The organism is Ciceribacter lividus, assembly GCF_003337715.1.
GTDB classification, from domain to species: Bacteria; Pseudomonadota; Alphaproteobacteria; order Rhizobiales; family Rhizobiaceae; genus Allorhizobium; species Allorhizobium lividum.
Genome location: NZ_QPIX01000004.1, coordinates 225,713 through 250,884 on the forward strand (window position 1 = coordinate 225,713; position 25,172 = coordinate 250,884).

The following is a 25,172-nucleotide window of genomic DNA, read 5'->3' on the forward strand; positions in this document are numbered from 1 at the left end:
CGGTTGCGATCCCGGCGAGACTACGCTCGCCGCTCCTCACGTTTCTTTAATGCGATTGGTTAACGCGGGAAGTCAGGCGCGAGGATGTGCCTTCTCGTAGACGTCGAGGAGCCTCGCCGCGTCGACTGCGGTGTAGACCTGCGTGGTCGAGAGGCTCGCATGTCCCAGCAGCTCCTGGATCGTGCGCAGATCGCCGCCGCCGCTCAAGAGGTGGGTGGCAAAGGAGTGGCGGAGTGCGTGGGGTGTGGCGGAGTCGGGTAGTCCGAGCGCGGAGCGCAGGCGCTGCATCTCCCGCTGGATGATCGCCGGCTGTAACTTGCCGCCCCGGGCACCACGGAACAGCGCACCGTCCGCCTCCAGATGGTTGGGGCAAAGCCGCACGTAGCTCTCGACGGCCTCCCTGACGACCGGCAGCAGGGGTACGATTCGAGTCTTGCGGCCCTTGCCGGTGACACGCAACGTGCTGTCGTCGCCGTCAAAGGCCTTTGGTGTCAAATCGAGCGCTTCGGAAATACGCAACCCGCAGCCGTAGAGAAGGGTCAGGACGGCGGCGTTGCGTGCCGCGATCCAGGGCTCGTCGCTCAGCTGGGAGTCTGCCTGCACCACGGATATCGCCTGGTGTCCAGTCAGCGGCTTCGGTAGGGACTTCGGTTGTTTCGGCGATCGAATGGCGCCCGCACCCGCGGCGTTGACGAGCCCTTTCCTCTCCATGTGACGGAGAAATGAGCGAAGTCCGGCAAGATGCCGTCCGAGCGAACGTGCACCTGAACCTTCCCGTCTGCGGGCGGCAAGGAAGGCGCGCAAGTCCGCCGGCCTGAGCTCGGCGATATCGTTCACGCCGGGCGGAGCGCCGAGATGTGTGGTGAGAAAGGTGAGGAACTGGCGCGTATCCCGTTCGTAGGCTTCGAGCGTGTTGTCGGCGAGCCGTCTCTCGCCCGCGAGGCTTTCCAGCCACTGTTGGCGTTCCTTCATGAGATCGGGTGCGGCGATGATGAGCAGCACGTTCAAGGGTACGAACCTTTACTTTGAGAGCCTGCTGAACCAACATGCCCGGCATGTGTTAGTGAAGAGCTAACATGTAGATTCGTCATGCTTCCATCACATTGAGCTGCGATGGAAGCTGATCGACAGAACCGGGGTATTCCATGGCTCGCCGTGATTCGACGACGATGTTGGGACAGTTTGCAGAGGCCGTCGCCCTGGTATCGCAAGGTCAACCCGGACATATCGTCGATACGCTGATCGCGGAGCGCGGCGAAAAGATCGTCAAGCACCCGCTCTGGCCGGTGATGCGGCCATTCCTCTATACGCTGCTGCGCTATGCCAAGGCGATCGAATTCGCTGACGATGTTGCCAACATGCCCGGCTTTCAGGCGTTCGAATATCTGAGCAACGTGCTGCGGCTCGACATTCAGGTGCGCAATCTCGACCGCATTCCTTCCTCGGGCGGCTTCATCATGGTCAGCAACCACCCGACGGGTATCGCCGACGGGGTGGCCGTCTTCGACCTTCTGAAGGAGCGGCGGCCGGACATGATGTTCTTCGCCAACCGCGACGCCGTGCGCGTGAACCCGCGGTTGGCCGAGATGGTGATCCCCGTTGAATGGCGGGAGGAATACAAGAGCAAGCTCAAGGCGCGAGAAACGCTGCAACTCACCAACCGTGCCGTGGCCGAGCAGAAGGCGACGATCCTTTTTCCCTCCGGGCGCATCGCCTATTGGGCGAACGGTCGCCTCAACGAACGCCCGTGGAAGACCTCGGCCGTCGGTCTCGCCCGCAAGTACAACCTGCCGATACTGCCGATTCACATGAAGGCGCGCAATTCGGGGCTCTTCTACTGGTTCGCCAAGTGGTCGACAGAGCTCCGTGACATGACGGTCTTCTATGAGCTTCTCAACAAGAAGGGTGATCGCTTCGAATTCACCGTCGGGCAGATGATCCCGCCGGAGCAGCTCGAAGGCGATGCCGTCGAGGTGACCGCCGCGCTCGAACGGCACACAGTTCACCGGCTTGCGGCGGACGGGGACGCGTTGTTCTTGCGGTGAACGACACGCACTCGTAGCGCCCGTGTCGCTTTTCCGGTTTCTTTTCGGGCGCACGCGGTTCAATTTGCACACCGATGAAAGACGATTCGCCCGAACTCTTCGCCGCTCCGAAAGCTCGCGTGGTCCCGGTTCTGGTTCCCATGCCTGCGCCGGTTCCCTATTCCTATGCGGTGCCGGAGGGTATGGCGGTCGAACCGGGTTCCATCGTGCAGGTGCCGCTCGGTCCCCGCCAGGTAATCGGCGTCGTCTGGGACGGACCACAGGGGGGCGAGGTCGATCCGCGCAAGCTCCGTCCGATCGAGAAGGTCTTCGATTGTCCCCCGATCGACACGGACATGCGCAGCTTTCTCGACTGGGTCGCCAGCTACACCCTGTCTCCACCAGGACTCGTCGCCCGAATGGCGCTTCGGGCGCCCGCGGCTTTCGATCCCGACCCGATGGTTGAAGGATTGCGCTTTTCCGGCATTGTACCGGAGCGCATGACATCTGCACGGCGCAAGGTGCTCGACCTTGCGGGTGATGGACTGTCCTGGACGAAGAGCGGCCTTGCCCATGCGAGCGGCGTGTCGGCGAGCGTGATCGACGGGCTTGCCGCCCAGGGCGTGTTCGAAACCGTTTTCCTGCCACCGCCGCCCCTGGTCGCGACTCCGGACGCGGACTACGCGCCGGCACGCCTCGAGGGTCCGCAGAAGGAAGCGGTGGCGGATATCCTCGAAGGTATCCGGAGCAGCGGGTTTTCGGTCGCCTTGATCGATGGTGTTACGGGCTCCGGCAAGACAGAGGTCTATTTCGAGGCGATTGCGGAGACCATCCGGCAGGGCCGGCAGGTATTGATCTTGCTGCCGGAAATTGCCCTCACGGCGAACTTCCTGGAGCGTTTCCATGACCGCTTCGGATCGAAACCGGGGGAATGGCATTCCGATCTCGCCACCCGCACACGCGAAAAGGTCTGGCGGCAGGCCGCGACCGGCGAGGTCCGCGTCGTCGCCGGTGCGCGATCGGCTCTCTTCCTTCCGTTCGAAGATCTCGGCCTGATCATTGTCGATGAGGAGCACGACCCGGCGTTCAAGCAGGAGGATCGGGTTTTCTACAATGCCCGCGACATGGCGGTGGTGCGTGCCAGGATCGGGGACTTTCCGGTCGTTCTTGTGTCCGCGACGCCTTCCGTGGAAAGCCAGGTCAATTGCCTTGCCGGGCGCTACAGGCGCATCCATCTGCCGACGCGGTTCGCCGGTGCCGCGCTGCCGGACCTTCATCTCATCGACATGCGGCGACATCCGCCGGAACGTGGCGGCTTCCTTTCCCCCGTTTTGCTCAAAGCCGTCGGCAAGACCGTGGAGCGTGGCGAGCAAGCACTGCTCTTCCTCAATCGTCGCGGCTATGCGCCCCTGACGCTTTGCCGTGTCTGCGGTCACCGCTTCCAGTGTCCGCAATGTTCGAGCTGGCTGGTGGAACACCGCTTCCGTGGCCAGATCCAGTGCCATCAGTGCGGTTACGCCGAGCCGACGCCGCAAGCCTGTCCCGAATGCGGGACGCTGGATCATCTGGTGGCTTGTGGCCCCGGTGTGGAGCGCATCGCCGAGGAGGTTGAGCGGCACTTCCCGGATGCGAGAACACTGGTGCTTTCCTCGGATCTCGGTGGCGTCAAGCGCCTCCGGCTCGAACTGGAGGCGATCGCCAACGGCGAGGCGGACATCGTGATCGGCACGCAGCTCGTCGCGAAGGGACACAACTTTCCCTTGATGACTCTCGTCGGCATTGTCGATGCCGATATCGGCCTTGCGAATGGTGACCCGCGCGCGGCCGAACGGACGTTCCAGCTGCTCTCGCAGGTTACCGGTCGCGCCGGACGCACGGGACGCAAGAGTCATGGTCTCATCCAGACGTTCCAGCCTCAGCATCCGGTGATGCAGGCGCTCGTTTCGGGTGACGCGGCGGCGTTCTACGAGCGCGAGATTGCCGAACGGGAGCGGGCGGGGCTTCCGCCTTTTGGTCGGCTCGTTTCGATCATCGTCTCCGCCGATACGCGCGGGGAGGCGGAAGCGCATGCGCGGCAACTGCGGAATTCGGCACCCGCTATGGACGGGATCGCGATCCTGGGACCTGCCGAGGCGCCTCTCGCCCTGATCCGCGGCCGGCACCGCTTCCGACTGCTGGTCCACGGTCGGCGCAGCAGCGACATGCAGGCCTTTGTTCGCACCATGCTCGAACGTGGACCGAAAGAGAGGCGCTCCGTCCATGTGCAGGTGGACGTCGATCCGCAGAGCTTTCTCTGAGCCGGTCGCGCAGGCACTCTGGAAAGTGGCCCGCGATTCCACTAGGGAGAGAAGCGGAAAGCCGACGAACTCCGGCGAGACGAAGGCCGGCCGGCGCATGAGAGGGGCAACATGGAATTCTATTTTCCGACGGAATTTGGCGAGCAACTGGCCTTCGTATCGGCGGTCATCACGGCATTGATCGGTCTTGTCGTAATGTTCGCCCCGGGCCTGACGCTCAGGTTTTGCGGGCTCCAACCGCGTGAAGGAATGGCGGAAGGTTTCGCAGCTGCTCGTTCCCATGGTGGCATGCTGTTCGGCTTCGCGGCCGGTGCATTGCTGCTTGCTCAGCCGATGGTCTATCTCGCCTTCGGCGCTGCGCTTGCGATGTCCGTCTTCGGACGGGTACTCTCGGTCATGTCGGACGGCGGCAGTTCTCTGCGCGGAATTCTACTTTTGGTTGTTGCTGCAGTGCTTGCCTCACTGCCGATAGCCTATGTCTTCGGACTGACTTAAGCTCTATCAGGCCAGCTTGACCGAGGTCTTTGTCCAATTCGGCGTGGCCGGATACAAAATTGCCGCTTTGGGCTTGTGCTAAAGGCGTAATCGGGCAATACGCGTGTTGCGAGTCTAGACTTCGTATGCTAGACGGACCGCGAAATTCGGAGAAAGCAAGTCTCTCTGGCTTGTGTTTCTGGGGAAAACGTAACGATTTCAAAACTGTAGCGCTTCCATGCGGAAGTGGCGGCGGTGTTGGGTCAAAATCAGGGAATTTTTGCCCGTGGCAGACACATCCCAGCTTATCTCAGGTGTGGCGGAGCGCTATGCTTCCTCGCTTTTCGAGCTTGCGCTCGAAGCCGGCGCCGTCGATGCCGTGAGTGCCGATCTTGATCGTTTCCAGGCGATGATCGATGCCAGCGCTGATCTGAAGCGCCTCGTTCAGAGCCCGGTCTTCTCTGCAGAGGATCAGGTCAAGGCCGTCGCGGCGCTTTGCGAGAAGGCAGGCATCGGTGGTCTGGTCGGCAACTTCCTCAAGGTCGTCGCCGGCAATCGTCGTCTTTTTGCCATTGCTGGAATGATCACGGCGTTCCGCCGTATCGCTGCTCGTCACCGTGGCGAGATCACGGCGGAGGTTACCTCTGCCCACGCGCTGAGCGGCGGACAGGAAAATGAACTGAAGGCGGCGCTGAAGGGCGTGACCGGAAAGGATGTGGCGGTCTCCGTAACCGTGGATCCTTCCATTCTCGGCGGCCTGATCGTCAAGGTCGGCTCCCGCCAGATCGACACGTCTCTTCGCACCAAACTTTCCACCCTTAAGCTTGCACTGAAAGAGGTTGGCTGATGGATATCCGCGCCGCGGAAATTTCCGCAATTCTTAAAGATCAAATCAAAAATTTCGGCAAAGAGGCTGAGGTCTCGGAAGTCGGCCAGGTGCTTTCCGTCGGTGACGGTATCGCCCGCGTCTACGGCCTCGACAACGTCCAGGCCGGCGAAATGGTCGAATTCCCGGGCGGCATCCGCGGCATGGCGCTCAACCTCGAAGCCGACAACGTCGGCGTCGTTATCTTCGGTAACGACCGCGACATCAAGGAAGGCGATACCGTCAAGCGTACCGGTGCCATCGTCGACGTTCCGGTCGGTCCGGAACTGCTCGGCCGCGTCGTAGACGCCCTCGGCAATCCGATCGACGGCAAGGGTCCGATCAACGCGACCCGTCGCGCCCGCGTCGACGTCAAGGCTCCGGGCATCATTCCGCGCAAGTCGGTTCATGAACCGATGTCGACGGGCCTCAAGGCCATCGACGCCCTGATCCCGGTCGGTCGTGGCCAGCGCGAGCTCGTCATCGGCGACCGTCAGACCGGCAAGACCGCCATCATTCTCGATACGATCCTCAACCAGAAGGCCATTCACGACAATGGCCCGGACGGCGACAAGCTGTTCTGCGTCTATGTGGCCATCGGCCAGAAGCGCTCGACCGTTGCCCAGTTCGTGAAGGTTCTGGAAGAGCGTGGCGCGCTGAAGTATTCGATCATCGTTGCTGCGACCGCGTCCGACCCGGCTCCGATGCAGTATCTCGCTCCGTTCGCGGGTTGCGCGATGGGCGAATACTTCCGTGACAACGGCCAGCACGCCCTGATCGGCTACGACGACCTGTCGAAGCAGGCCGTTGCCTATCGTCAGATGTCGCTGCTGTTGCGCCGTCCGCCGGGCCGCGAAGCTTATCCGGGCGACGTTTTCTACCTGCACTCCCGTCTGCTGGAGCGCGCCGCAAAGCTCTCCGACGAGCGTGGCGCCGGCTCGCTGACCGCTCTGCCGGTCATCGAAACGCAGGGCAATGACGTTTCGGCCTTCATCCCGACCAACGTGATCTCGATCACCGACGGCCAGATCTTCCTTGAAACCGACCTGTTCTACCAGGGCATCCGTCCGGCCGTTAACGTCGGCCTCTCGGTTTCTCGCGTCGGTTCTTCGGCGCAGATCAAGGCGATGAAGCAGGTTGCCGGCTCGATCAAGGGCGAGCTCGCCCAGTATCGTGAAATGGCCGCCTTCGCCCAGTTTGGTTCGGACCTGGATGCTGCGACGCAGCGCCTGCTGAACCGTGGTGCGCGCCTGACCGAACTTCTGAAGCAGCCGCAGTTCTCGCCGCTGAAGACGGAAGAACAGGTGGCCGTGATCTTCGCTGGCGTCAACGGTTACCTCGACAAGATCGGCGTCAGCCAGGTCGGCAAGTTCGAGCAGGGCCTCCTCTCCTACCTTCGCTCGGAAGGCAAGGCCATTCTCGACGCCATCCGTACGGAGAAAGCGATCAGCGACGACACCAAGGGCAAGCTCAAGGCTGCTCTGGATTCGTTCGCCAAGTCGTTCTCGTAATCGGGGCTCAAGCCAAGGACGGATAACGGATGCCTTCACTTAAGGATCTGAAAAACCGGATCGCCTCCGTCAAGGCGACGCAGAAAATCACCAAGGCGATGAAGATGGTCGCCGCGGCGAAGCTGCGTCGTGCGCAGGAGGCGGCCGAGGCCGCTCGTCCCTATTCGCAGCGCATGGGTGCCGTCCTTGCCAATATCGCCCAGGCGGTCGGCAGCGATGACAGCGCACCGCGGCTGATGACCGGGACCGGCAAGGACGATGTGCATCTGCTCATCGTCTGCACCGCCGAGCGCGGCCTTTGCGGCGGTTTCAATTCGCAGATCGCCCGCTTTGCCCGCGACCATGCGCGCAGGCTTCTCGCCGCCGGCAAGACCGTCAAGATCTTCTGCGTCGGCAAGAAGGGCTACGACAGTCTGCGTCGCGAGTTTGCCGCCAGCATCGTCGAGCGCACGGACCTTCGCGAAGTCAAGCGCATTAGCTTTGAAAATGCCGACACGATTGGCCGCAAGGTCATCTCGATGTTCGACAAGGGCGAGTTCGACGTTGCGACCTTGTTCTATTCGGAATTCAAGTCCGTTATCAGCCAGGTTCCGACCGCACAGCAGCTGATCCCGGCTGCTGTTCCGGAAGCGGTCGCCGCAACGGGTGCGTCCGCCGTCTATGAATATGAGCCCGATGCCGGTGCGATCCTCAGCGATCTCATTCCGCGCAACATCTCGGTGCAGGTCTTCCGGGCTCTGCTCGAAAACGTCGCCGGTGAAATGGGCGCCAAGATGAGCGCAATGGACAATGCGACGCGCAATGCCGGCGAGATGATCAACAAGCTGACGCTTTCGTACAACCGACAGCGCCAAGCCCAGATCACCAAGGAACTCATTGAAATCATTTCGGGCGCGGAAGCGCTCTGAGGTTAAGGAAAGAGGGTAAGAAACATGGCTAAGGCAGCTACCCCGAAATCTACCGCGGCGAAGGCCGCAACCGGCTCCGCAGGCCGGGTTACCCAGGTCATCGGTGCTGTTGTTGACGTTGCGTTCGACGGCGAGCTGCCTGCGATCCTGAACGCGCTGGAGACCGACAACGGCGGCAATCGCCTCGTTCTCGAAGTTGCTCAGCACCTCGGCGAAAACCAGGTTCGCACGATCGCGATGGACTCGACCGAAGGTCTGGTTCGCGGCCAGCCGGTTATCGATACCGGCGCTCCGATCACCGTTCCGGTCGGTCCCGAGACGCTCGGCCGCATCATGAACGTCATCGGCGAGCCCGTCGATGAAGCCGGCCCGTTGGTCACCTCCGGCAAGCGCGCCATCCACCAGGAAGCTCCGGCCTACATCGAGCAGTCGACGGAAGCCCAGATCCTCGTCACCGGCATCAAGGTCGTCGACCTTCTCGCTCCTTACGCCAAGGGCGGCAAGATCGGCCTGTTCGGCGGCGCCGGCGTCGGCAAGACGGTTCTCATCATGGAACTGATCAACAACGTCGCCAAGGCGCACGGCGGTTACTCGGTATTCGCCGGCGTTGGCGAACGTACCCGCGAAGGCAACGACCTCTATCACGAAATGATCGAGTCGGGCGTCAACAAGCACGGCGGTGGCGAAGGCTCCAAGGCCGCCCTCGTTTACGGCCAGATGAACGAACCGCCGGGCGCCCGCGCTCGCGTCGCTCTGACCGGTCTGACGATCGCTGAAGATTTCCGCGACAAGGGTCAGGACGTTCTGTTCTTCGTCGACAACATCTTCCGTTTCACCCAGGCTGGTTCGGAAGTGTCCGCACTTCTCGGCCGTATCCCGTCGGCCGTTGGTTATCAGCCGACGCTCGCCACCGACATGGGTGCAATGCAGGAACGCATCACCACCACGACCAAGGGTTCGATCACCTCGGTTCAGGCCATTTACGTTCCCGCCGACGACTTGACCGACCCGGCGCCGGCAACCTCGTTCGCCCACCTGGACGCAACGACCGTTCTGTCGCGTTCGATCGCCGAAAAGGGCATCTACCCGGCCGTCGACCCGCTTGACTCCACCTCGCGCATGCTCGACCCGCTGGTCGTCGGCGAAGAGCACTACGAGGTCGCTCGTAAGGTTCAGTCGACCCTGCAGCGCTACAAGGCTCTCCAGGACATCATCGCCATTCTCGGCATGGATGAACTGTCGGAAGACGACCGCATCGCGGTTGCCCGCGCCCGCAAGATCGAGCGCTTCCTGTCCCAGCCGTTCTTCGTCGCTGAAGTCTTCACCGGTTCGCCGGGCAAGCTGGTTGCTCTCGAAGACACGATCAAGGGCTTCAAGGGCCTGGTCAACGGCGAGTACGACCACCTGCCGGAAGCAGCCTTCTACATGGTTGGCTCGATCGAGGAAGCCATCGAGAAGGCGAAGAAGCTGGCGGCCGAAGCTGCCTGATCATGCAACGGGCGCGCGTTCTGACGCGCGCCTCTGCTCCTCCATTCAAAAAGTGAAGAGTCATGGCCGACAATTTCAATTTTGAACTCGTTTCGCCCGAGCGTCTGCTGCTTTCCGAAAAGGTGAGCGAAGTCGTCATTCCGGCGACCGAAGGCGAGATGACCGTCATGGCCAATCATGCGCCGACCATGACGACGATCAAGCCTGGTGTCGTTTCGGTAAAGCTTGCCTCCGGACAGACGAGCCGGTACGTCGTTTTCGGCGGCTTCGCAGATGTCCTTCCGACCGGCTGCACGCTTCTTGCGGAGTCCGCCGTGGAGATGAGCGAGCTGAACCGCGAGACGCTGGTGAAGCGGATCGAGGCCGCAAAGGCCGAACTTGAGAAGGTGGACAGCGCGGAGCACAAGACCAAGCTCGAGCAGTATCTTGCCGAGCTGACGCATCTCAACGGTGCCATCATTCCGGCCTGATCGAGCCAGGGAATTGGAGAAAGGCGGTCGAAAGGCCGCCTTTCTTGTTTTCTGGGTGTCGCCGGCGAACCGCTCGCCGCAGCTTGACGCGTCCGTCGCCATCAGCGAACCTGAATGGCGGTGCGAAGGGCATCGGGCGACATTGGCAGGTGAGCATGAATATCGGTATCGTCGGTGCTGGTATGGTCGGAAGCTCGGCCGGCTACGCGTTAGCCATGACGGACAGCGTCAGCGAGATCGTCCTTGTCGACCGGAATGACGCTCTGGCCCGCGCGCAGGCGGAAGATATTTCCCACGCCGTACCGTTCGTGTCAGCTACCACCGTGAGGTCAGGCGACTATGCCGATCTCGTCGACGCCGGCATCGTTATCCTCGCCGCGGGCGTCAGCCAGAAGCCGGGCGAGACACGGCTTGCACTGCTCGAGCGCAATGCCGAGGTCTTTCGGGAGGTTGTTGGAGCCGTCGGAACTGCCGCGCCCGAAGCGATTCTGCTCGTCGCTACCAATCCCGTCGACATCATGACGGCTGTTGCGACCAAACTCTCGGGGTTGCCGTCCCAGCGGGTAATCGGCTCTGGAACGATCCTGGACACGGCCCGCTTTCGTAGCCTGATCGGTCGCCATCTCGGCATCTCGCCCCAATCGGTACACGCCTATGTGCTCGGCGAGCACGGGGACAGCGAGGTCCTCGCCTGGTCCAATGCGCGCGCGGGATCGATTGCGCTGGAGACCTTCGCCGACCAGGTGGGCAAGCGCCTGGACGCTGCCGTTCGGCAGACCATCGATGACGGTGTCCGCAATGCTGCCTACCGAATCATCAGTGGCAAGGGTGCTACCTATTACGGTATCGGGGCGGGCCTTGCCCGCATCGTGAAAGCGATCGCCCATGACCAACGCGATGTGCTGTCCGTGTCGATCGTCACCGGGATGGTGGAGGACGTGGCCGAAGTGCCGCTCTCCGTACCACGCGTAATCGGTGCGGCTGGTGTGCTTGCCGATCTCTTCCCCGAGCTTGACCAGGAGGAGCAGGCGGCGCTGCGCAAAAGTGCAATGCTGATCAAGCAGGCGACGGTTTCCCTTGGTCTCTAGGGACAGAGAGGAACGAGGCGGCTTGGTTTTGCAGGACATATGCACTATGACATTTCGTGAATTACGCATATGCATGTCCTGATCGAAACTGTGGTGGTACTGACCTTGCTGGACAACGTGAGCGATAAAAGCCGTCTCGACGATTTCATGTCGAAAGCCGCGGCCGCGAGTGAACTGCTGAAGGCGCTTTCCCACGAATCGCGCCTGCTCATTCTCTGCATCCTCGTGAACGGGGAGCGGACGGTCAGCGAGATCGAGGCGATCCTCGGCATTCAGCAGGCGGTGGTTTCGCAGCATCTCGCGCGCCTGCGGATCGAAGAGCTGGTCAAGACGCGCCGCGAGGGCCGGCAGATCTATTACAGCATCGCCAATCCCAGCCTCAGCGATCTCCTCGCGGTCCTTTACCGGATGTATTGCGAGCCGGAAAATAATACCCGTTCCTGACGCCATCCCTGTTGCCGCTTCCTGCACCCGGCAGAGCTGTGTTATCTCTGGCGCGAGGGAGTGGCGATGATCGACAAGCTGGAATTCTTTATCGCCCTGGCACGCGAGCGACACTTCGGGCGGGCTGCCGAGGAGTGCGGGATTTCGCAGCCGACGCTTTCGGCGGCCATTCGTCAGCTCGAGGACCAGCTCGGGGTGGTGTTGGTCCAGCGTGGTTCCCGTTTCCAGGGATTGACGCCGGAGGGGCAGCGTGTGCTCGAATGGGCGCGTCGCATCGTCGGCGACACCCGCACGATGCGCGAGGAGATGCGGGCCGCCCGACACGGATTGGCCGGGCACGTCCGGATAGCGGCCATCCCGACTGCCCTCACCATCGTCCCGAGGATCACGGAACCCTTCCAGGTCAAGCATCCGGACGTGACTTTTTCGGTGATCTCGCGGACATCGCTGCAGGTTCTGAGCCAGCTCGAAAACTTCGAGGTCGACGTCGGTATCACATATCTCGACAACGAACCGCTCGGCCGCGTCAGCATGGTGCCGCTTTATGCGGAGCGCTACCACCTCATCACCGCCTCGGACTCGCCACTGGCCGATCGCGAAACTGTGACCTGGCGGGAAGTCGCCGACCTTCGGCTTTGCCTATTGACGGTGGACATGCAGAACCGCCGTATCATCAACCAGCATATGGCAGAGGCTGGCGTCGTGCCGAAGCCGACGCTCGAATCAAACTCGATGATCGTGCTCTTTTCGCATATCCGCACCGGTCGATGGGCCTCGATTATGCCGAAGAACGTTGCGGAATCCTTCGGTTTTTCAGCCGGTATCCGGATGATCCCTCTTGTCGAGCCGGAGGCGGAACATGTCGTCGGCCTCGTTGCTCAGCACCGCGAGCCGTTTACACCTCTTGTTTCCGCCTTGCTGCACGAAGGCCGCAGGCTCGCGGAGGTCGAGGCGTTTTGATAGGTTTTATCTATCAAACGACGGAACACCATTATTGACCCCGGTGCTCCAACTCGGCCATCCTTGCCGCTATAATCAGCGGACAGCGAAGGTTTCCGGTCTCGCGCACTGAGCAGCACAGCTACTGAACAGAAGACCGGCACGCCCAAACGGTTCAACACGATCCGCTGAAGCCATTTCGTGTCGGTTTGGGAGGACTGATCATGAATATACGGTCATCGGTGGATGACGTCTTGTCTCGCACGCGTGCGATCATCGAAGAGCACAGGCTTTCGGACGGGCCATTGCTTCCGATCCTGCATGCGGTGCAGGAAGCGTTCGGCTTTATTCCGGAAGATGCAAAGCCTCTCGTCGCGAGTGCTCTCAATCTGTCGCGTGCAGAGGTGCATGGTGTCGTCTCTTTCTATCACGACTTCCGTTCCGAGCCTTCCGGCCGCCATGTGCTGAAGCTCTGTCGCGGGGAGGCGTGCCAGTCGATGGGTGCAGACCGGCTTGCGGAGGAGTTGAAAGGCCTGCTCGACGTGGAGTGGGGCGGCACGACGGCGGACGGTGCCGTCACCGTTGAGCCGGTGTTCTGTCTCGGTTTGTGTGCGTGTGCGCCATCGGCCATGCTCGACGGCGAGGTATACGGTCGTCTGGACAGCGAAAGCTGCAATGCGTTGATCGCGGAGGCGCGCCGATGACTACCACCATCTTCGTCCCCCGCGATGCTGCCGCGCTTGCAGTCGGTGCCGACAGGGTTGCCGCGGCGATCTCTCGCGAGATCGAGATGCGCGGTGTCGACGCCCGTGTCGTCCGCAACGGTTCGCGTGGGCTTCTCTGGCTCGAACCCATGGTGGAAGTCAGGACTGAACACGGACGCATTGCCTACGGTCCGGTCAGTCCGGGCGACGTGCCGGGGTTGTTCGCAGCCGGTTTCCTGGAGGGAGGGGCGCATCCGCTCTGCCACGGGCGGACCAGGGACATCCCGTTCCTGCGCAACCAGACGCGCCTCACCTTTGCCCGTTGCGGTGTCACCGATCCTCTCTCTCTCGATGACTTCCGCGCCTATAGCGGCCTCAAGGGGCTCGAAAAGGCGTTGACGATGTCTCCCGGCGAGATCGTTGCCGCGGTCGCCGAGAGTGGCCTGCGCGGCCGTGGCGGGGCTGGCTTTCCGACCGGCATCAAGTGGAAGACCGTGCTCGATGCGCCAGGCGCGACGAAGTACATCGTCTGCAATGCCGACGAAGGCGATTCCGGCACGTTCTCGGACCGCATGGTCATGGAAGGCGATCCGTTTATGCTGATCGAAGGCATGATTATCGCCGGAATGGCAACCGGTGCAACCAAGGGGTACGTCTATACCCGATCCGAGTATCCCCACGCCATCGAGACGATGCGGCGAGCGATCACGATCGCGAGGGAAGCGAATCTTCTCGGTCCCTCCATCCTCGGGTCCGGCCGCGCCTTCGACATGGAAGTCCGCGAAGGCGCAGGCGCCTATGTCTGCGGCGAGGAGACATCTCTGCTGAACAGCCTGGAAGGCAAGCGCGGCATCGTCAGGGCAAAGCCGCCGCTACCGGCTCTGCAGGGGCTCTTCGGCTGTCCGACGGTGGTAAACAACGTGATTTCGCTCGCGTCCGTTCCCGTTATTCTCGACCGTGGCCCGGCCTTCTATAAGGACTTCGGCGTTGGCCGCTCCCATGGCACGATTCCGATTCAGCTGGCCGGCAACGTCAAGCACGGCGGCCTCTACGAGACGGCATTCGGCCTTTCACTCGGAGAGATTGTCAACGACATCGGCGGCGGCACCTTGAGCGGTCGACCAGTCAAGGCCGTCCAGGTCGGCGGCCCGCTCGGGGCCTACTTCCCGCCCTCGCTCTTCGATACGATCTTCGACTACGAGGCATTTGCCGCCCGCGACGGTCTCATCGGGCACGCGGGCATCGTCGTTTTCGACGACACCGTCGATATGCTGAAGCAGGCACGTTTCGCGATGGAATTCTGCGCGATCGAGAGCTGCGGCAAGTGCACACCCTGCAGGATTGGTTCGACCCGCGGCGTCGAAACGGTCGACCGGATCGCCGCCGGTGTCGAGCCGGAGCAGAGCAAGGCGCTGCTTGCCGATCTCTGCAACACGATGAAGTTCGGCTCGCTCTGCGCGCTCGGCGGCTTTACCCCCTATCCCGTCATGAGCGCTCTGAAGCACTTCCCGGAGGATTTCGCTCCGGCTCCCATAAAGGAGGCTGCGGAATGACAAAGACGATCGTCGTTCTCCGCCGAACCTTATCCCTTGCTTTCAACCAGGAGGCTCGCCATGCCCCTCGTTCCTGAAATCGATTACGGCACTCCGGCGTCCAGATCGGAGAACACCGTCACGCTGACCGTCGACGGGAAGCGCATCACCGTTCCTGCCGGCACCTCGATCATGCGCGCCTCTATGGAGGCTGGCATCCAGGTTCCGAAACTCTGCGCGACCGACATGGTCGATGCCTTCGGTTCGTGCCGTCTCTGTCTCGTGGAGATCGACGGACGGGCCGGCACGCCGGCCTCCTGCACCACGCCGGCGGCCGAGGGCATGGTGGTCCACACCCAGACCGACCGGCTGAAGCAGATCCGCAAGGGGGTAATGGAGCTCTACATCTCCGACCATCCGCTCGACTGCCTCACCTGCGCGGCGAACGGCGACTGCGAGTTGCAGGATATGGCAGGCGCCGTCGGCCTGCGCGATGTCCGGTATGGCTACGACGGCGACAATCACGTGAAGGCGAGGTGCGGAACCGGCGAGGCGAATGCGCGCTGGATGCCGAAAGACGAGAGCAATCCCTACTTCACCTACGATCCGTCGAAGTGCATCGTCTGCTCGCGCTGTGTGCGGGCCTGCGAAGAAGTGCAGGGCACCTTCGCGCTGACGATCGAGGGCCGGGGCTTCGAGTCTCGCGTTTCCCCGGGGATGCATGAGAATTTCCTCGCTTCCGAATGCGTGTCGTGCGGCGCCTGCGTGCAGGCATGTCCGACGGCGACGCTCACCGAGAAGTCCGTCATCGAGATCGGGCAGCCGGAGCATTCCGTCGTCACCACCTGCGCCTATTGTGGTGTCGGCTGTTCCTTCAAGGCGGAGATGCGTGGCGAGGAGCTCGTCCGCATGGTGCCGTGGAAGGACGGCAAGGCCAATCGTGGCCATTCCTGTGTCAAGGGGCGTTTCGCCTGGGGATATGCGACGCACAAGGATCGCATTCTGAACCCGATGATCCGTGAAAAGATCACAGATCCCTGGCGCGAAGTGACCTGGGAGGAAGCGCTTGCGCACGTCGCCTCCGAGTTTCGCCGGATCCAGTACCAATACGGGCGCGACTCGATCGGCGGCATCACCTCGTCCCGCTGCACGAATGAGGAAACCTTCCTCGTGCAGAAGCTGGTGCGTGCCGGGTTCGGCAACAACAATGTCGACACCTGCGCGCGCGTCTGCCATTCGCCGACGGGATACGGTCTCGGCCAGGCATTCGGTACTTCCGCCGGCACGCAGGATTTCGATTCGGTCGAACACTCCGATGTCGTGCTGGTCATCGGTGCCAACCCGACCGACGGCCATCCGGTCTTCGGCTCACGCCTGAAGAAGAGATTGCGTCAGGGCGCCAAACTGATCGTCATCGATCCGCGCCGTATCGATCTGGTGCGCACGCCTCATGTCGAGGCGGCCTATCACCTGCCGCTGAAGCCGGGCACCAACGTTGCCGTTCTGACGGCGCTTGCTCACGTGATCGTAACCGAAGGCCTGTTCGCAGAAGCCTTCATTCGTGAACGCTGTGACTGGTCGGAATTCGAGGACTGGGCGGCGTTCGTCGCTGAGCCGCAGCATTCGCCGGAGGAGACGGAGAAGTTCACCGGGGTGCCGGCAGAGCTTGTCCGCGGCGCGGCCCGCCTTTATGCGACGGGTGGCAATGGCGCGATCTACTACGGTCTCGGCGTCACCGAACACAGCCAGGGCTCCACGACGGTCATGGCGATCGCCAACCTCGCCATGGCAACGGGCAATATCGGACGGCCGGGCGTCGGGGTGAATCCGTTGCGTGGCCAGAACAATGTGCAGGGCTCCTGTGACATGGGTTCTTTCCCGCACGAACTTCCGGGCTATCGACATATCTCTGACGACGCGACGCGCGAGACCTTCGAGAAGATGTGGGGCGTGACGCTCAACAACGAACCGGGCCTGCGCATCCCGAACATGCTGGATGCGGCTGTCGAAGGCTCCTTCAAGGGCCTCTACATCCAGGGTGAGGACATCCTGCAGTCCGATCCCGACACCAAGCACGTGTCCGCCGGCCTCGCGGCCATGGAATGCGTGGTGGTGCACGATCTCTTCCTCAACGAGACGGCCAATTACGCCCACGTCTTCCTTCCAGGCTCGACCTTCCTCGAAAAGGAGGGCACCTTCACCAATGCCGAGCGCCGCATCAATCGCGTCCGCAAGGTGATGAGCCCGAAGAACGGTTACGCCGACTGGGAAGTGACGCAGAAGCTCGCACAGGCCATGGGGCTCGCGTGGAATTACAGCCACCCGTCCGAAATCATGGGCGAAATCGCTGCCACGACACCGAGCTTTGCCGGTGTCACCTACGACTACCTGGAAAAGATGGGCTCGGTGCAGTGGCCCTGCAACGAGAAGTTCCCGGAAGGCTCGCCGATCATGCACGTCAACGGCTTCGTGCGCGGCAAGGGCAAGTTCATCCGCACGGAATATGTCGCGACCGACGAACGCACCGGCCCGCGCTTCCCACTGCTTCTGACCACCGGCCGCATCCTGTCGCAGTACAATGTCGGCGCGCAGACGCGCCGCACCGAGAATGTGGTCTGGCACGAAGAGGACCGACTGGAGATCCATCCGCACGATGCCGAACAGCGGGGCATCAAGGATGGCGACTGGGTCAAGCTTGCCAGCCGTTCGGGTGACACGACGCTGCGGGCGCTGATCACCGATCGCGTCGCGCCCGGTGTGATCTATACGACCTTCCACCATCCGGAAACGCAGGCGAATGTGATCACCACCGACTATTCGGACTGGGCGACTAACTGTCCGGAATACAAGGTGACGGCGGTCCAGGTTTCGCCTTCCAACGGTCCATCGGACTGGCAGCGAGACTACGAGGACCTCTCGCGGAAGTCTCGTCGTATCGCTGGAAAGCTGGAGGCGGCCGAATGACGCCAGCGCGCCTCGCCGCGAAACCTGTGCCGGAGCTCGTGCTTCGGGCGGGTGCCGTGCGGAGCGGCGAGCGCATGGTACCCGACGAGGTTCCGATTGCCTTCAGCTATGGCGGCACCACCCATGCCGTCATGATGGCGACGCCGGCGGACCTCGAGGATTTTGCCGTCGGGTTCAGCCTCACCGAAGGCATCATCGCCGACCCGGCGGAGATCGTCGGCATCGAGGTCGTGGACGAGGGGCGTGGCATAGACGTGCAGGTGACGCTCGCCGATCCGGTGGCCGACGCCCTTCGCGCGCGCCGACGCCACATGGCGGGACCCGTCGGCTGCGGTCTCTGTGGGATCGAGTCGATCGATCAGGCGCTGAGGCCAGTGCGGTCCGTGAGGGGCGGCGGTCTGCGCCTGCGCTCGCGGGAGGTCGCAGAGGCTGTACGAGCACTGGGAGACGCGCAGAGCATCAACCGCGTGACGCATGCCGTGCACGGCGCCGGCTTCTGCGTTCCGGGAAAGGGGCTGGTGGCGATCCGCGAAGACGTCGGACGCCATAATGCGCTCGACAAGCTCTGCGGAGCCGTCGTGAAAGCCGGCTATCGCGGTGAGGATGGGGTGGTCGCTGTCACCAGCCGACTCTCCGTCGAAATGGTTCAAAAGGCAGCAAGCCTCGGCAGTTCGTTTCTGCTCGCCGTCTCAGCGCCGACGCTCCTCGCCATCGAAACGGCCGAGAAGGCCGGCATGACCCTCGTCGCGGTCGTCCGTGGCGAGGATTTCGAGATATTCACCCACGCTGACCGTATATTGTCTCCAGGAGCCGTTGCCGATGTCGCATGAGCACACCGCCGAAAAGCTGGTCCGGATGGCGAACCAGATCGCGTCCTTCTTTGCGTCCCAACCCGAGGCAACGCGGGTCGATGGTGTTGCCACGCACATCAACAAGTTCTGGGAGCCCCGCATGCGTCGGCAGCTGTTCGAGATCCTCGACGCAGGCGGGCCCGGCCTCGACCCGCTGGTCCTCGACGCCGCCAAACTGGTCAATCGACCCGAGCCGGCGTAGCATTGCCGTTCATCCGCAACCGTATCCCGTGGCTTTTGTGACTTCGCCTTCTCTGCTATTCATGACGGCAATCTGATCGACGGGATGGGAGAGGCGCGTGCGGGCAGAGACGGTACGGAAAGCGGCCGCGGCCGAACGCACGCCCGAATTCGGGCCGTGGCTTGCGCAGGCGTGCATTCTCGTCGTCGATGACGAGCCCGGCATGCGCAATTTCCTCGTTCGTACCCTCGGGCCGCGCTGCAAGCGGATCGAGGAGGCGGCCGACACCGATGAAGCCAATCGCAAGCTCGATCGATACCATTTCGACGTGGTCATTCTCGACAACATCATGCCGGGCAAGAACGGTGTGGACTGGCTGGTCGAGCAAAGGGCCATAGGCTTCTATGCCGATGCCATCCTGATGACCGCCTATGCGGACCTCGAGACGGCGATCCAGGCGCTACGTGCCGGTGCGGTCGACTTTGTGTTGAAGCCCTTCCGCTCCAACCAGATCCTCAACGCCGTCGCCCGTTGTCTCGATCGCATGCGGCTGCAGCGCGAGAATTTCGTTCTGCGCTACGAGCTGCGTGCGACCTCCGAGCACATCCTCCTGCGGGACAAGCTGATCGGCGAGTCGCCAGCGATCCGCGGGGTTCGCGAGACGATTGCAAAGGTGGCGCCCCTGCCGACGACCGTGCTGCTGAGTGGTGAATCGGGCACAGGCAAGGAGGTCGCTGCCCGTTCGATCCATGCGCTATCGGATCGCGCCTCGAAACCGTTCGTGCCGGTCAACTGTGCGGCGATTCCGCCGGACATGATCGAGTCCGAGCTTTTCGGCCATCTCAAGGGAGCCTTCACGGGTGCGGAGACGAGCCGCGAGGGCCTGTTCATGCATGCCCAGGGCGGGACGCTCTTTCTGGATGAGATCGGCGAGATGCCGCTTGCGACCCAAAGCAAGCTGTTGCGGGCGATCGAAGACAGGCGCATACGTCCGGTGGGAGCCGAGCGTGAGGTTCCGGTCGATCTCCGCCTCATATTCGCGACCAATGCGGACCTAGAAGCGCAGGTCAAACAGGGTAACTTCCGCGCGGATTTGTTCTACCGGATCAATGTGATGCAGCTCTTTCTCCCGCCTCTTCGGGAGAGAGATGGTGATGTGCTCGAACTCGCTCGACTGTTCATGGACAAGTTGTCGCTGCAGCTAGGCATGCCGCCGGTGACCATCGATGCCGACGTGACGGCCGCGCTCCTGCACTATCGCTGGCCCGGAAATGTTCGCGAGTTACGGAATCTCATCGAGCGGTCGCTGATCCTCGGTGCCTTCCCCGAGGACTTCCGAGGTCATCGTTCCCCGGCGGCTTTCGCCGCTTCGACACTCGAGGATGTCGAACGGCGACACATCCTCGCCGTTCTCCACGAGGTTGGCGGCAATCGCGACGAGGCAGCGCGACGGCTGGGAATCTCACGCAAGACGATCGATCGCAAATGCGCGGCCTGGAATGTCTAAGCCCGCGACACCTGTCACGCCTGGCGTGGGCGGCTCCTCGATCCGCTTTCGCCTGCTTGCAATCGCGCTGTTGCCGACACTTGTCATACTGCCCGTGCTGCTTGCCGTCACCATGGCGCGATGGGAAGCCAAGTTCGATGCGCTTCTGACCTCCAAGGTGAATGGCGATCTCACGATCGCGCACCAGTATCTGTCCCGGATTCTCGAAAACACCGGCGAGCACCTGAAGGCACTCACGGACTCGGCCGGTTTCCGCGACATCGTCGCCCGTGACGGGGCTGCCGCACTGCCGGCATTTCTCGAAGAAAACCGAAAGCGGCTCGGGCTGGATTTCCTGATGGTCGCAGGTGACGAAGGGCCATTCGCCGCCTCTCCACCGCTGGGAACCGTCGCGCCGATCCGCAGCGACTGGCCGGTCGTGCAGGCGGCGCTCTCTGGTCGTGCCAGCACGGCGATCGACATCTTCACCAACGAAGAACTGGCGGCGATCTCCTCCAACCTGGCGTCCCAAGCGCGGCTGGAGCTTGTGCCGACGCCGAACGCGCTTCCGACCGACCGGTCCTCCGAAAGTCGGGGCATGGTCGTCCATTCCGCGAGCCCCGCTTTCGTGCCGGGCCAGGGAACCGTCGCGCTGGTCGGCGGAATCCTGCTCAACCAGAACCTCGTGTTCATCGACACGATCAACGATCTCGTCTACCGCGAAGCCAGCCTTCCGACTGGCAGCCGCGGAACGGCGACGCTGTTTCTCGACGACGTTCGCATCAGTACGAATGTCCGGCTCTTCGAGGACAAACGGGCGCTCGGCACACGGGTATCTAAGGCGGTCCGCGAGGCGGTGCTCGACCAAGGTCGTGTCTGGCTCGACAGCGCCTTTGTCGTCAACGATTGGTATGTTTCCGCCTACGAGCCGATCAGCGACAGCTACGGCAAGCGGGTCGGCATGCTCTATGTCGGCTTCCTGGAAGCGCCGTTTGCACGCGCCAAAACGGAGACTCTGATCGGTATCGGTCTTGCATTCCTTGCCGTGACCGGCGCCAGTGTTCCGATCTTTCTGCGCTGGGCACGAGGAATCTTCAAGCCGCTCGAGCGCATGACGGCCACCATCGGCAGGGTGGAGGAGGGGGATCTCGGTGCACGTACCGGCCTTGCACGTGCCGACGACGAGATCGGCCGCGTCGCACACCATCTCGATACCCTGCTGGATCAGGTCCAACAACGTGATCGCGAACTCCGGGCCTGGAACGATGAACTCAATGCCCGGGTGGCGGCCAGGACGCATGAACTCGAAATCGCCAACAGGCAGCTCGAGGCGACCACGAAGCAACTGATCATGTCCGAGAAGCTTGCTGCCATCGGTGAAATCACGGCCGGGGTCGCCCACGAGATCAACAATCCCATAGCGGTCATGCAGGGCAATCTCGATGTGGTTCGCAGCGTTCTCGCTGCCGAGAGCGAAGGCGTCGCGACCGAGTTTCGTCTCATCGATGAACAGATTCACCGCATCAGCCAGATCGTGACGAAACTCCTGCAGTTCGCGAAGCCCGAGGAATATGCCGGCTATGTCGAGCGGCACGCGGTGGCCGATGTGGTCTCTGATTGTCTGCCGCTCGTGCAGCACCTGCTGAACAAGGGTGCTATCGGGGTCTCGCGGGAGGATGCGGCCACGCGCCGGATACTGATGAACCGCACGGAGCTGCAGCAAGTGCTGGTGAACCTCATCGTCAACGCCATCCACGCGATGCCGGACGGCGGGACGCTGACGCTGAAGAGTCGAGACGAGGATCGCGAGGGACGGCGGGGTGTTGCCATCGAGGTGACGGATACCGGCGTCGGGATGACACCCGACGTACTGCACCGCATCTTCGATCCTTTCTTTACTACCAAACGGCAGGGCGGAACCGGTCTTGGCCTGTCGATCAGTCAAACGCTGGTTACGCGACAGGGCGGCAGCCTGACCGCCGAGAGCCGTCCGGGAGCAGGAACCACCTTTACGATCTGGCTTCCAGAAGCGGATTGAAGACATTCTGCCCGGACAAAATGTCGCACACAATCCGGACAAAATGTCCAAATTTCCGAGTAGGCGCGGCCTAACACATTGAAAAACGTCAAGTCGTCTCCTGGCACACGGGTTGCAACGTAACCTTTGCTTCCGGCGCGCTGTCTGACATCGAGCCACCGGAAGCGGGAGAGCGACTCGCTTGCGCGACATCGCTGGGGAGGCAGTACGTGCATCGGTTCCATGGATCGGAACTGATGTCAGTCTGCAAGCAGATGGATCCGCCGGCTTCGACCGGGGGAAGGGAGGAGAATAGAAATGTCTGTTAGCACGGAAACACTAACCGGCGGTTATGGTGCGGGTCTGCTCGACCGCGAGCGCATCATCGCGAAGCCGGGCTTCAATCGCTGGCTGGTGCCGCCGGCGGCACTTGCCATTCATCTCTGCATCGGCATGGCCTACGGCTTCTCGGTGTTTTGGCTGCCGCTCACAAAGTCGATCGGGATTACGGCGCCTGTCGCCTGTCCGGATATGACCCTGGCCACGGCGCTCTTCACGACCAGCTGCGACTGGCGCGTCAGCGATCTCGGCTGGATGTATACCCTGTTTTTCGTGCTTCTCGGCAGCTCGGCGGCCATATGGGGTGGCTGGCTTGAGCGTGCTGGCCCGCGCAAGGCGGGCTTCGTAGCGGCCTGCTGCTGGTGCGGCGGGATTGTCCTCGCTGCGATCGGTGTCATCTTCCACCAGCTCTGGCTGATGTGGATTGGTGCGGGCGTCATCGGAGGTATCGGCCTTGGGCTCGGTTACATCTCGCCGGTCTCGACACTGATCAAGTGGTTCCCGGACCGCCGCGGCATGGCTACCGGCATGGCAATCATGGGCTTCGGCGGCGGTGCGATGATCGGAGCACCATTGGCCAACATGCTGATGAACACCTTCAAGAGCGATACCTCGGTCGGCGTGTGGCAAACCTTCATCGTCATCGCCGCGATCTATTTCGTCTTCATGATGGGCGGTGCTTTCGGCTATCGCATTCCGCCCGCCGGTTGGCGCCCTGAAGGCTGGCAGCCGAAAGTCACCGGCAATGCGATGATTACGCACGGCCATGTCCATCTGCGCGACGCGCACAAGACGCCGCAGTTCTGGCTGATCTGGGCCGTACTGACGCTCAACGTTTCCGCCGGTATCGGGGTGATCGGTATGGCCTCGCCGATGCTGCAGGAAATCTTCGCCGGTTCGCTGATCGGTGTTCCGGAACTGAAGTTTGCCGATCTCAGCAAGGAACAACTGGCTGCCGTCGCCGCGATCGCTGCCGGGTTCACCGGACTGCTGTCGTTGTTCAACATTGGCGGACGGTTCTTCTGGGCATCACTCTCTGACAAGATCGGGCGCAAGAACACCTATTACGTCTTCTTCCTGCTCGGCATCCTGCTCTATGCCTCGGCACCATGGGCGGCCGGCATCGGCAGCAAAGTGTACTTCGTGGCGGCCTTCTGCGTCATTCTCTCCATGTATGGCGGCGGCTTCTCAACCATCCCCGCCTATCTTGCAGACATTTTCGGAACGCAGTTCGTGGGCGCAATCCATGGCCGCCTTCTGACAGCATGGGCCACGGCAGGCATCATCGGGCCGGTCGTCGTCAACTACATCCGGGAGGCACAGATCGCTGCCGGCATTCCCCGCGCACAGGTGTACGATTTCACCATGTACATCCTGGCCGGCATGCTGGCGTTGGGGCTCATTGCCAACGCGCTGGTCAGGCCGCTCTCCGACAAGTGGTTCATGTCGGACGACGAAGTCGCGGCCCTGCAGGCCAAAACCCAGGCAAGCAATGCCGGCCCGACCGGCTCCTTCGGGATCGGCAAGGGTGGGTTCGACGGAAAGGCGCTGGCCGCCTGGGCCGTCATCGGTCTCCCGATCCTCTGGGGTGTCTGGATCACGCTGCAGAAGACCTTCGTGCTCTTCAGCTGAGCCTGGCTAAAGAAGAGACTCTTCGTGGGGAGGCGGGCTGAAAAGTCCGCCTCTCTTGCATTCGCCTCAGTTGAGCCAAAGGCGGATGAGTGCCGCTTCCGGCGTTTCCAGTCCGCCGTTCTCGACGCCGGTTGCCCAAAGGCCGGCACCCGCGGCGTAGGTTCCGGGCGTCAAGCCGCCCGCCTCGCATTGGCTCACCGCACGGATTCGCTTGCCCACGGCGACGGCCTCGGTAAGAACATTCAGGATCGCTTGGTCCGATGGCGCCGTGCCGGCACCGAAGACCCGCAGGACAGCGCCGTCTAGCGTGGCGAGGCTGGCTTCCAGCGCCTCAGCCGGCAGGCCCGGCGAAAGCGTCAGGATGGCGAGGCGACGGGCGGAGAAGCTGCGCCTTGACGGCGTCGGTTGCTTCAGCTGCGGCTGCGAGCGAAAGGAGAGGGCCGCGTGACTGTGGTGCTTCACAAGGCCGTCCGCCGGCAGCAGCGAGCCCGCAAAAGCCAAATGTACACCTTCGCCTGTCTTTATGGCCGCCTCGATCGCCAAGGCAAGATTGCCTTCGGCATCACCACCCATGCCGAGCGGCGTCATGGAACCGCAAAGAATGACCCTGCGGCCTTCTCCGGCAAGCGCCTGCGAAAGGGCGGCGCCGGTGAAGGCCATGGTGTCGGTGCCATGGGTCACGATGGCCGGTACGTCGGGATAGGCGCGGATGGCCGACAGGATCGCATTCCATCCATCCGGCCCCATGTCGGCGCTGTCGATCAGCGGGTCGAAGACGTGGGTGTGGAGCGCGATCCCCGCCGGCAGCCGCTCCGCGAGTGCCTTTTCGACGAGGCCTTTGACCGGAGCGAGGCCGTCGGGCCCGGGCGCCATGCCGATCGTGCCGCCGGTGTGGATGAGAAGCAGTTGCATGACGTTGAAACCTCAGACGATTCTGTCTGCCCTGTCGTACGTCAGG

The 25,172-nt window shown here is 62.4% G+C and carries 21 protein-coding genes; 19 read left to right on the forward strand and 2 right to left on the reverse strand.

The features are described from left to right. Positions 1-72: 72 nt before the first annotated feature. Positions 73-972, reverse strand: a complete 900-nt coding sequence (locus DFR48_RS09385) for a tyrosine recombinase XerC (RefSeq protein ID WP_114363009.1) — start codon at positions 970-972, stop codon at positions 73-75. Between the two features lie 173 nt (positions 973-1,145). Here DFR48_RS09385 and DFR48_RS09390 point away from each other — a divergent pair, with 173 nt between their 5' ends. The 19 genes from DFR48_RS09390 to DFR48_RS09480 all read left to right on the forward strand — a co-directional run bounded on the left by DFR48_RS09390 (position 1,146) and on the right by DFR48_RS09480 (position 24,214). Continuing rightward, the gene (locus DFR48_RS09390) at positions 1,146-2,045 is read left to right on the forward strand and encodes a GNAT family N-acetyltransferase (protein WP_114362890.1); all 900 of its coding nucleotides are present in this window, start codon (positions 1,146-1,148) and stop codon (positions 2,043-2,045) included. 74 nt (positions 2,046-2,119) lie between these two features. Further along, positions 2,120-4,321 carry a primosomal protein N' gene (locus tag DFR48_RS09395; RefSeq protein ID WP_114362891.1) on the forward strand — a complete coding sequence of 734 codons (2,202 nt, stop codon included), beginning with the start codon at positions 2,120-2,122 and terminating at the stop codon, positions 4,319-4,321. A gap of 111 nt (positions 4,322-4,432) precedes the next feature. Next, the gene (locus DFR48_RS09400) at positions 4,433-4,816 is read left to right on the forward strand and encodes an AGROH133_08824 family phage infection protein (protein WP_114362892.1); all 384 of its coding nucleotides are present in this window, start codon (positions 4,433-4,435) and stop codon (positions 4,814-4,816) included. A gap of 259 nt (positions 4,817-5,075) precedes the next feature. After that, on the forward strand, positions 5,076-5,642 hold the full coding sequence (locus DFR48_RS09405) for a F0F1 ATP synthase subunit delta (protein WP_112686735.1): 567 nt from the start codon (positions 5,076-5,078) through the stop codon (positions 5,640-5,642). Further along, the gene (gene atpA, locus DFR48_RS09410) at positions 5,642-7,171 is read left to right on the forward strand and encodes a F0F1 ATP synthase subunit alpha (RefSeq protein ID WP_114362893.1); all 1,530 of its coding nucleotides are present in this window, start codon (positions 5,642-5,644) and stop codon (positions 7,169-7,171) included. Before DFR48_RS09405 ends, atpA begins: the two co-directional genes overlap by 1 nt. 29 nt (positions 7,172-7,200) lie before the next feature. Then, positions 7,201-8,079, forward strand: coding sequence for a F0F1 ATP synthase subunit gamma (locus tag DFR48_RS09415; protein ID WP_114362894.1), 879 nt, complete (start codon positions 7,201-7,203; stop codon positions 8,077-8,079). A gap of 24 nt (positions 8,080-8,103) precedes the next feature. After that, positions 8,104-9,567 carry a F0F1 ATP synthase subunit beta gene (atpD, locus tag DFR48_RS09420; protein WP_114362895.1) on the forward strand — a complete coding sequence of 488 codons (1,464 nt, stop codon included), beginning with the start codon at positions 8,104-8,106 and terminating at the stop codon, positions 9,565-9,567. Between the two features lie 62 nt (positions 9,568-9,629). Next, entirely contained in the window at positions 9,630-10,037 is a 408-nt protein-coding gene (locus DFR48_RS09425; protein ID WP_114362896.1) for a F0F1 ATP synthase subunit epsilon, read from the forward strand. Positions 10,038-10,192: 155 nt separating this feature from the next. Further along, entirely contained in the window at positions 10,193-11,125 is a 933-nt protein-coding gene (locus DFR48_RS09430) for an L-lactate dehydrogenase (RefSeq protein ID WP_114362897.1), read from the forward strand. A gap of 69 nt (positions 11,126-11,194) precedes the next feature. Beyond that, positions 11,195-11,569, forward strand: a complete 375-nt coding sequence (locus tag DFR48_RS09435) for an ArsR/SmtB family transcription factor (protein ID WP_114362898.1) — start codon at positions 11,195-11,197, stop codon at positions 11,567-11,569. 66 nt (positions 11,570-11,635) lie between these two features. Next, a complete protein-coding gene (locus DFR48_RS09440; protein WP_114362899.1) occupies positions 11,636-12,529 on the forward strand; it encodes a LysR family transcriptional regulator in 894 nt (297 codons plus the stop codon). Between the two features lie 203 nt (positions 12,530-12,732). Further along, positions 12,733-13,212 carry a formate dehydrogenase subunit gamma gene (locus tag DFR48_RS09445; protein WP_114362900.1) on the forward strand — a complete coding sequence of 160 codons (480 nt, stop codon included), beginning with the start codon at positions 12,733-12,735 and terminating at the stop codon, positions 13,210-13,212. Then, positions 13,209-14,765: a formate dehydrogenase beta subunit gene (locus tag DFR48_RS09450; protein WP_114362901.1), complete on the forward strand. Its 1,557-nt coding sequence runs from the start codon at positions 13,209-13,211 to the stop codon at positions 14,763-14,765. Before DFR48_RS09445 ends, DFR48_RS09450 begins: the two co-directional genes overlap by 4 nt. Before the next feature lie 60 nt (positions 14,766-14,825). After that, complete coding sequence (gene fdhF, locus DFR48_RS09455; RefSeq protein ID WP_114362902.1) at positions 14,826-17,708, forward strand: formate dehydrogenase subunit alpha; 2,883 nt, start codon at positions 14,826-14,828, stop codon at positions 17,706-17,708. Next, entirely contained in the window at positions 17,705-18,538 is an 834-nt protein-coding gene (fdhD, locus tag DFR48_RS09460) for a formate dehydrogenase accessory sulfurtransferase FdhD (protein WP_114362903.1), read from the forward strand. The genes fdhF and fdhD overlap by 4 nt, the downstream gene beginning before the upstream one ends. After that, entirely contained in the window at positions 18,528-18,761 is a 234-nt protein-coding gene (locus tag DFR48_RS09465; protein WP_114362904.1) for a formate dehydrogenase subunit delta, read from the forward strand. The genes fdhD and DFR48_RS09465 overlap by 11 nt, the downstream gene beginning before the upstream one ends. A 97-nt stretch (positions 18,762-18,858) precedes the next feature. Then, the gene (locus DFR48_RS09470; protein WP_114362905.1) at positions 18,859-20,247 is read left to right on the forward strand and encodes a sigma-54-dependent transcriptional regulator; all 1,389 of its coding nucleotides are present in this window, start codon (positions 18,859-18,861) and stop codon (positions 20,245-20,247) included. Next, complete coding sequence (locus DFR48_RS09475) at positions 20,240-22,264, forward strand: sensor histidine kinase (RefSeq protein ID WP_114362906.1); 2,025 nt, start codon at positions 20,240-20,242, stop codon at positions 22,262-22,264. Before DFR48_RS09470 ends, DFR48_RS09475 begins: the two co-directional genes overlap by 8 nt. 297 nt (positions 22,265-22,561) lie before the next feature. Next, positions 22,562-24,214 (forward strand): OFA family MFS transporter, encoded by a 1,653-nt coding sequence (locus DFR48_RS09480; protein ID WP_114362907.1) that lies wholly within the window; start codon positions 22,562-22,564, stop codon positions 24,212-24,214. Positions 24,215-24,280: 66 nt separating this feature from the next. Here DFR48_RS09480 and DFR48_RS09485 read toward each other — a convergent pair whose 3' ends face one another. Next, on the reverse strand, positions 24,281-25,126 hold the full coding sequence (locus tag DFR48_RS09485; protein WP_114362908.1) for an asparaginase domain-containing protein: 846 nt from the start codon (positions 25,124-25,126) through the stop codon (positions 24,281-24,283). Positions 25,127-25,172: the final 46 nt, after the last annotated feature.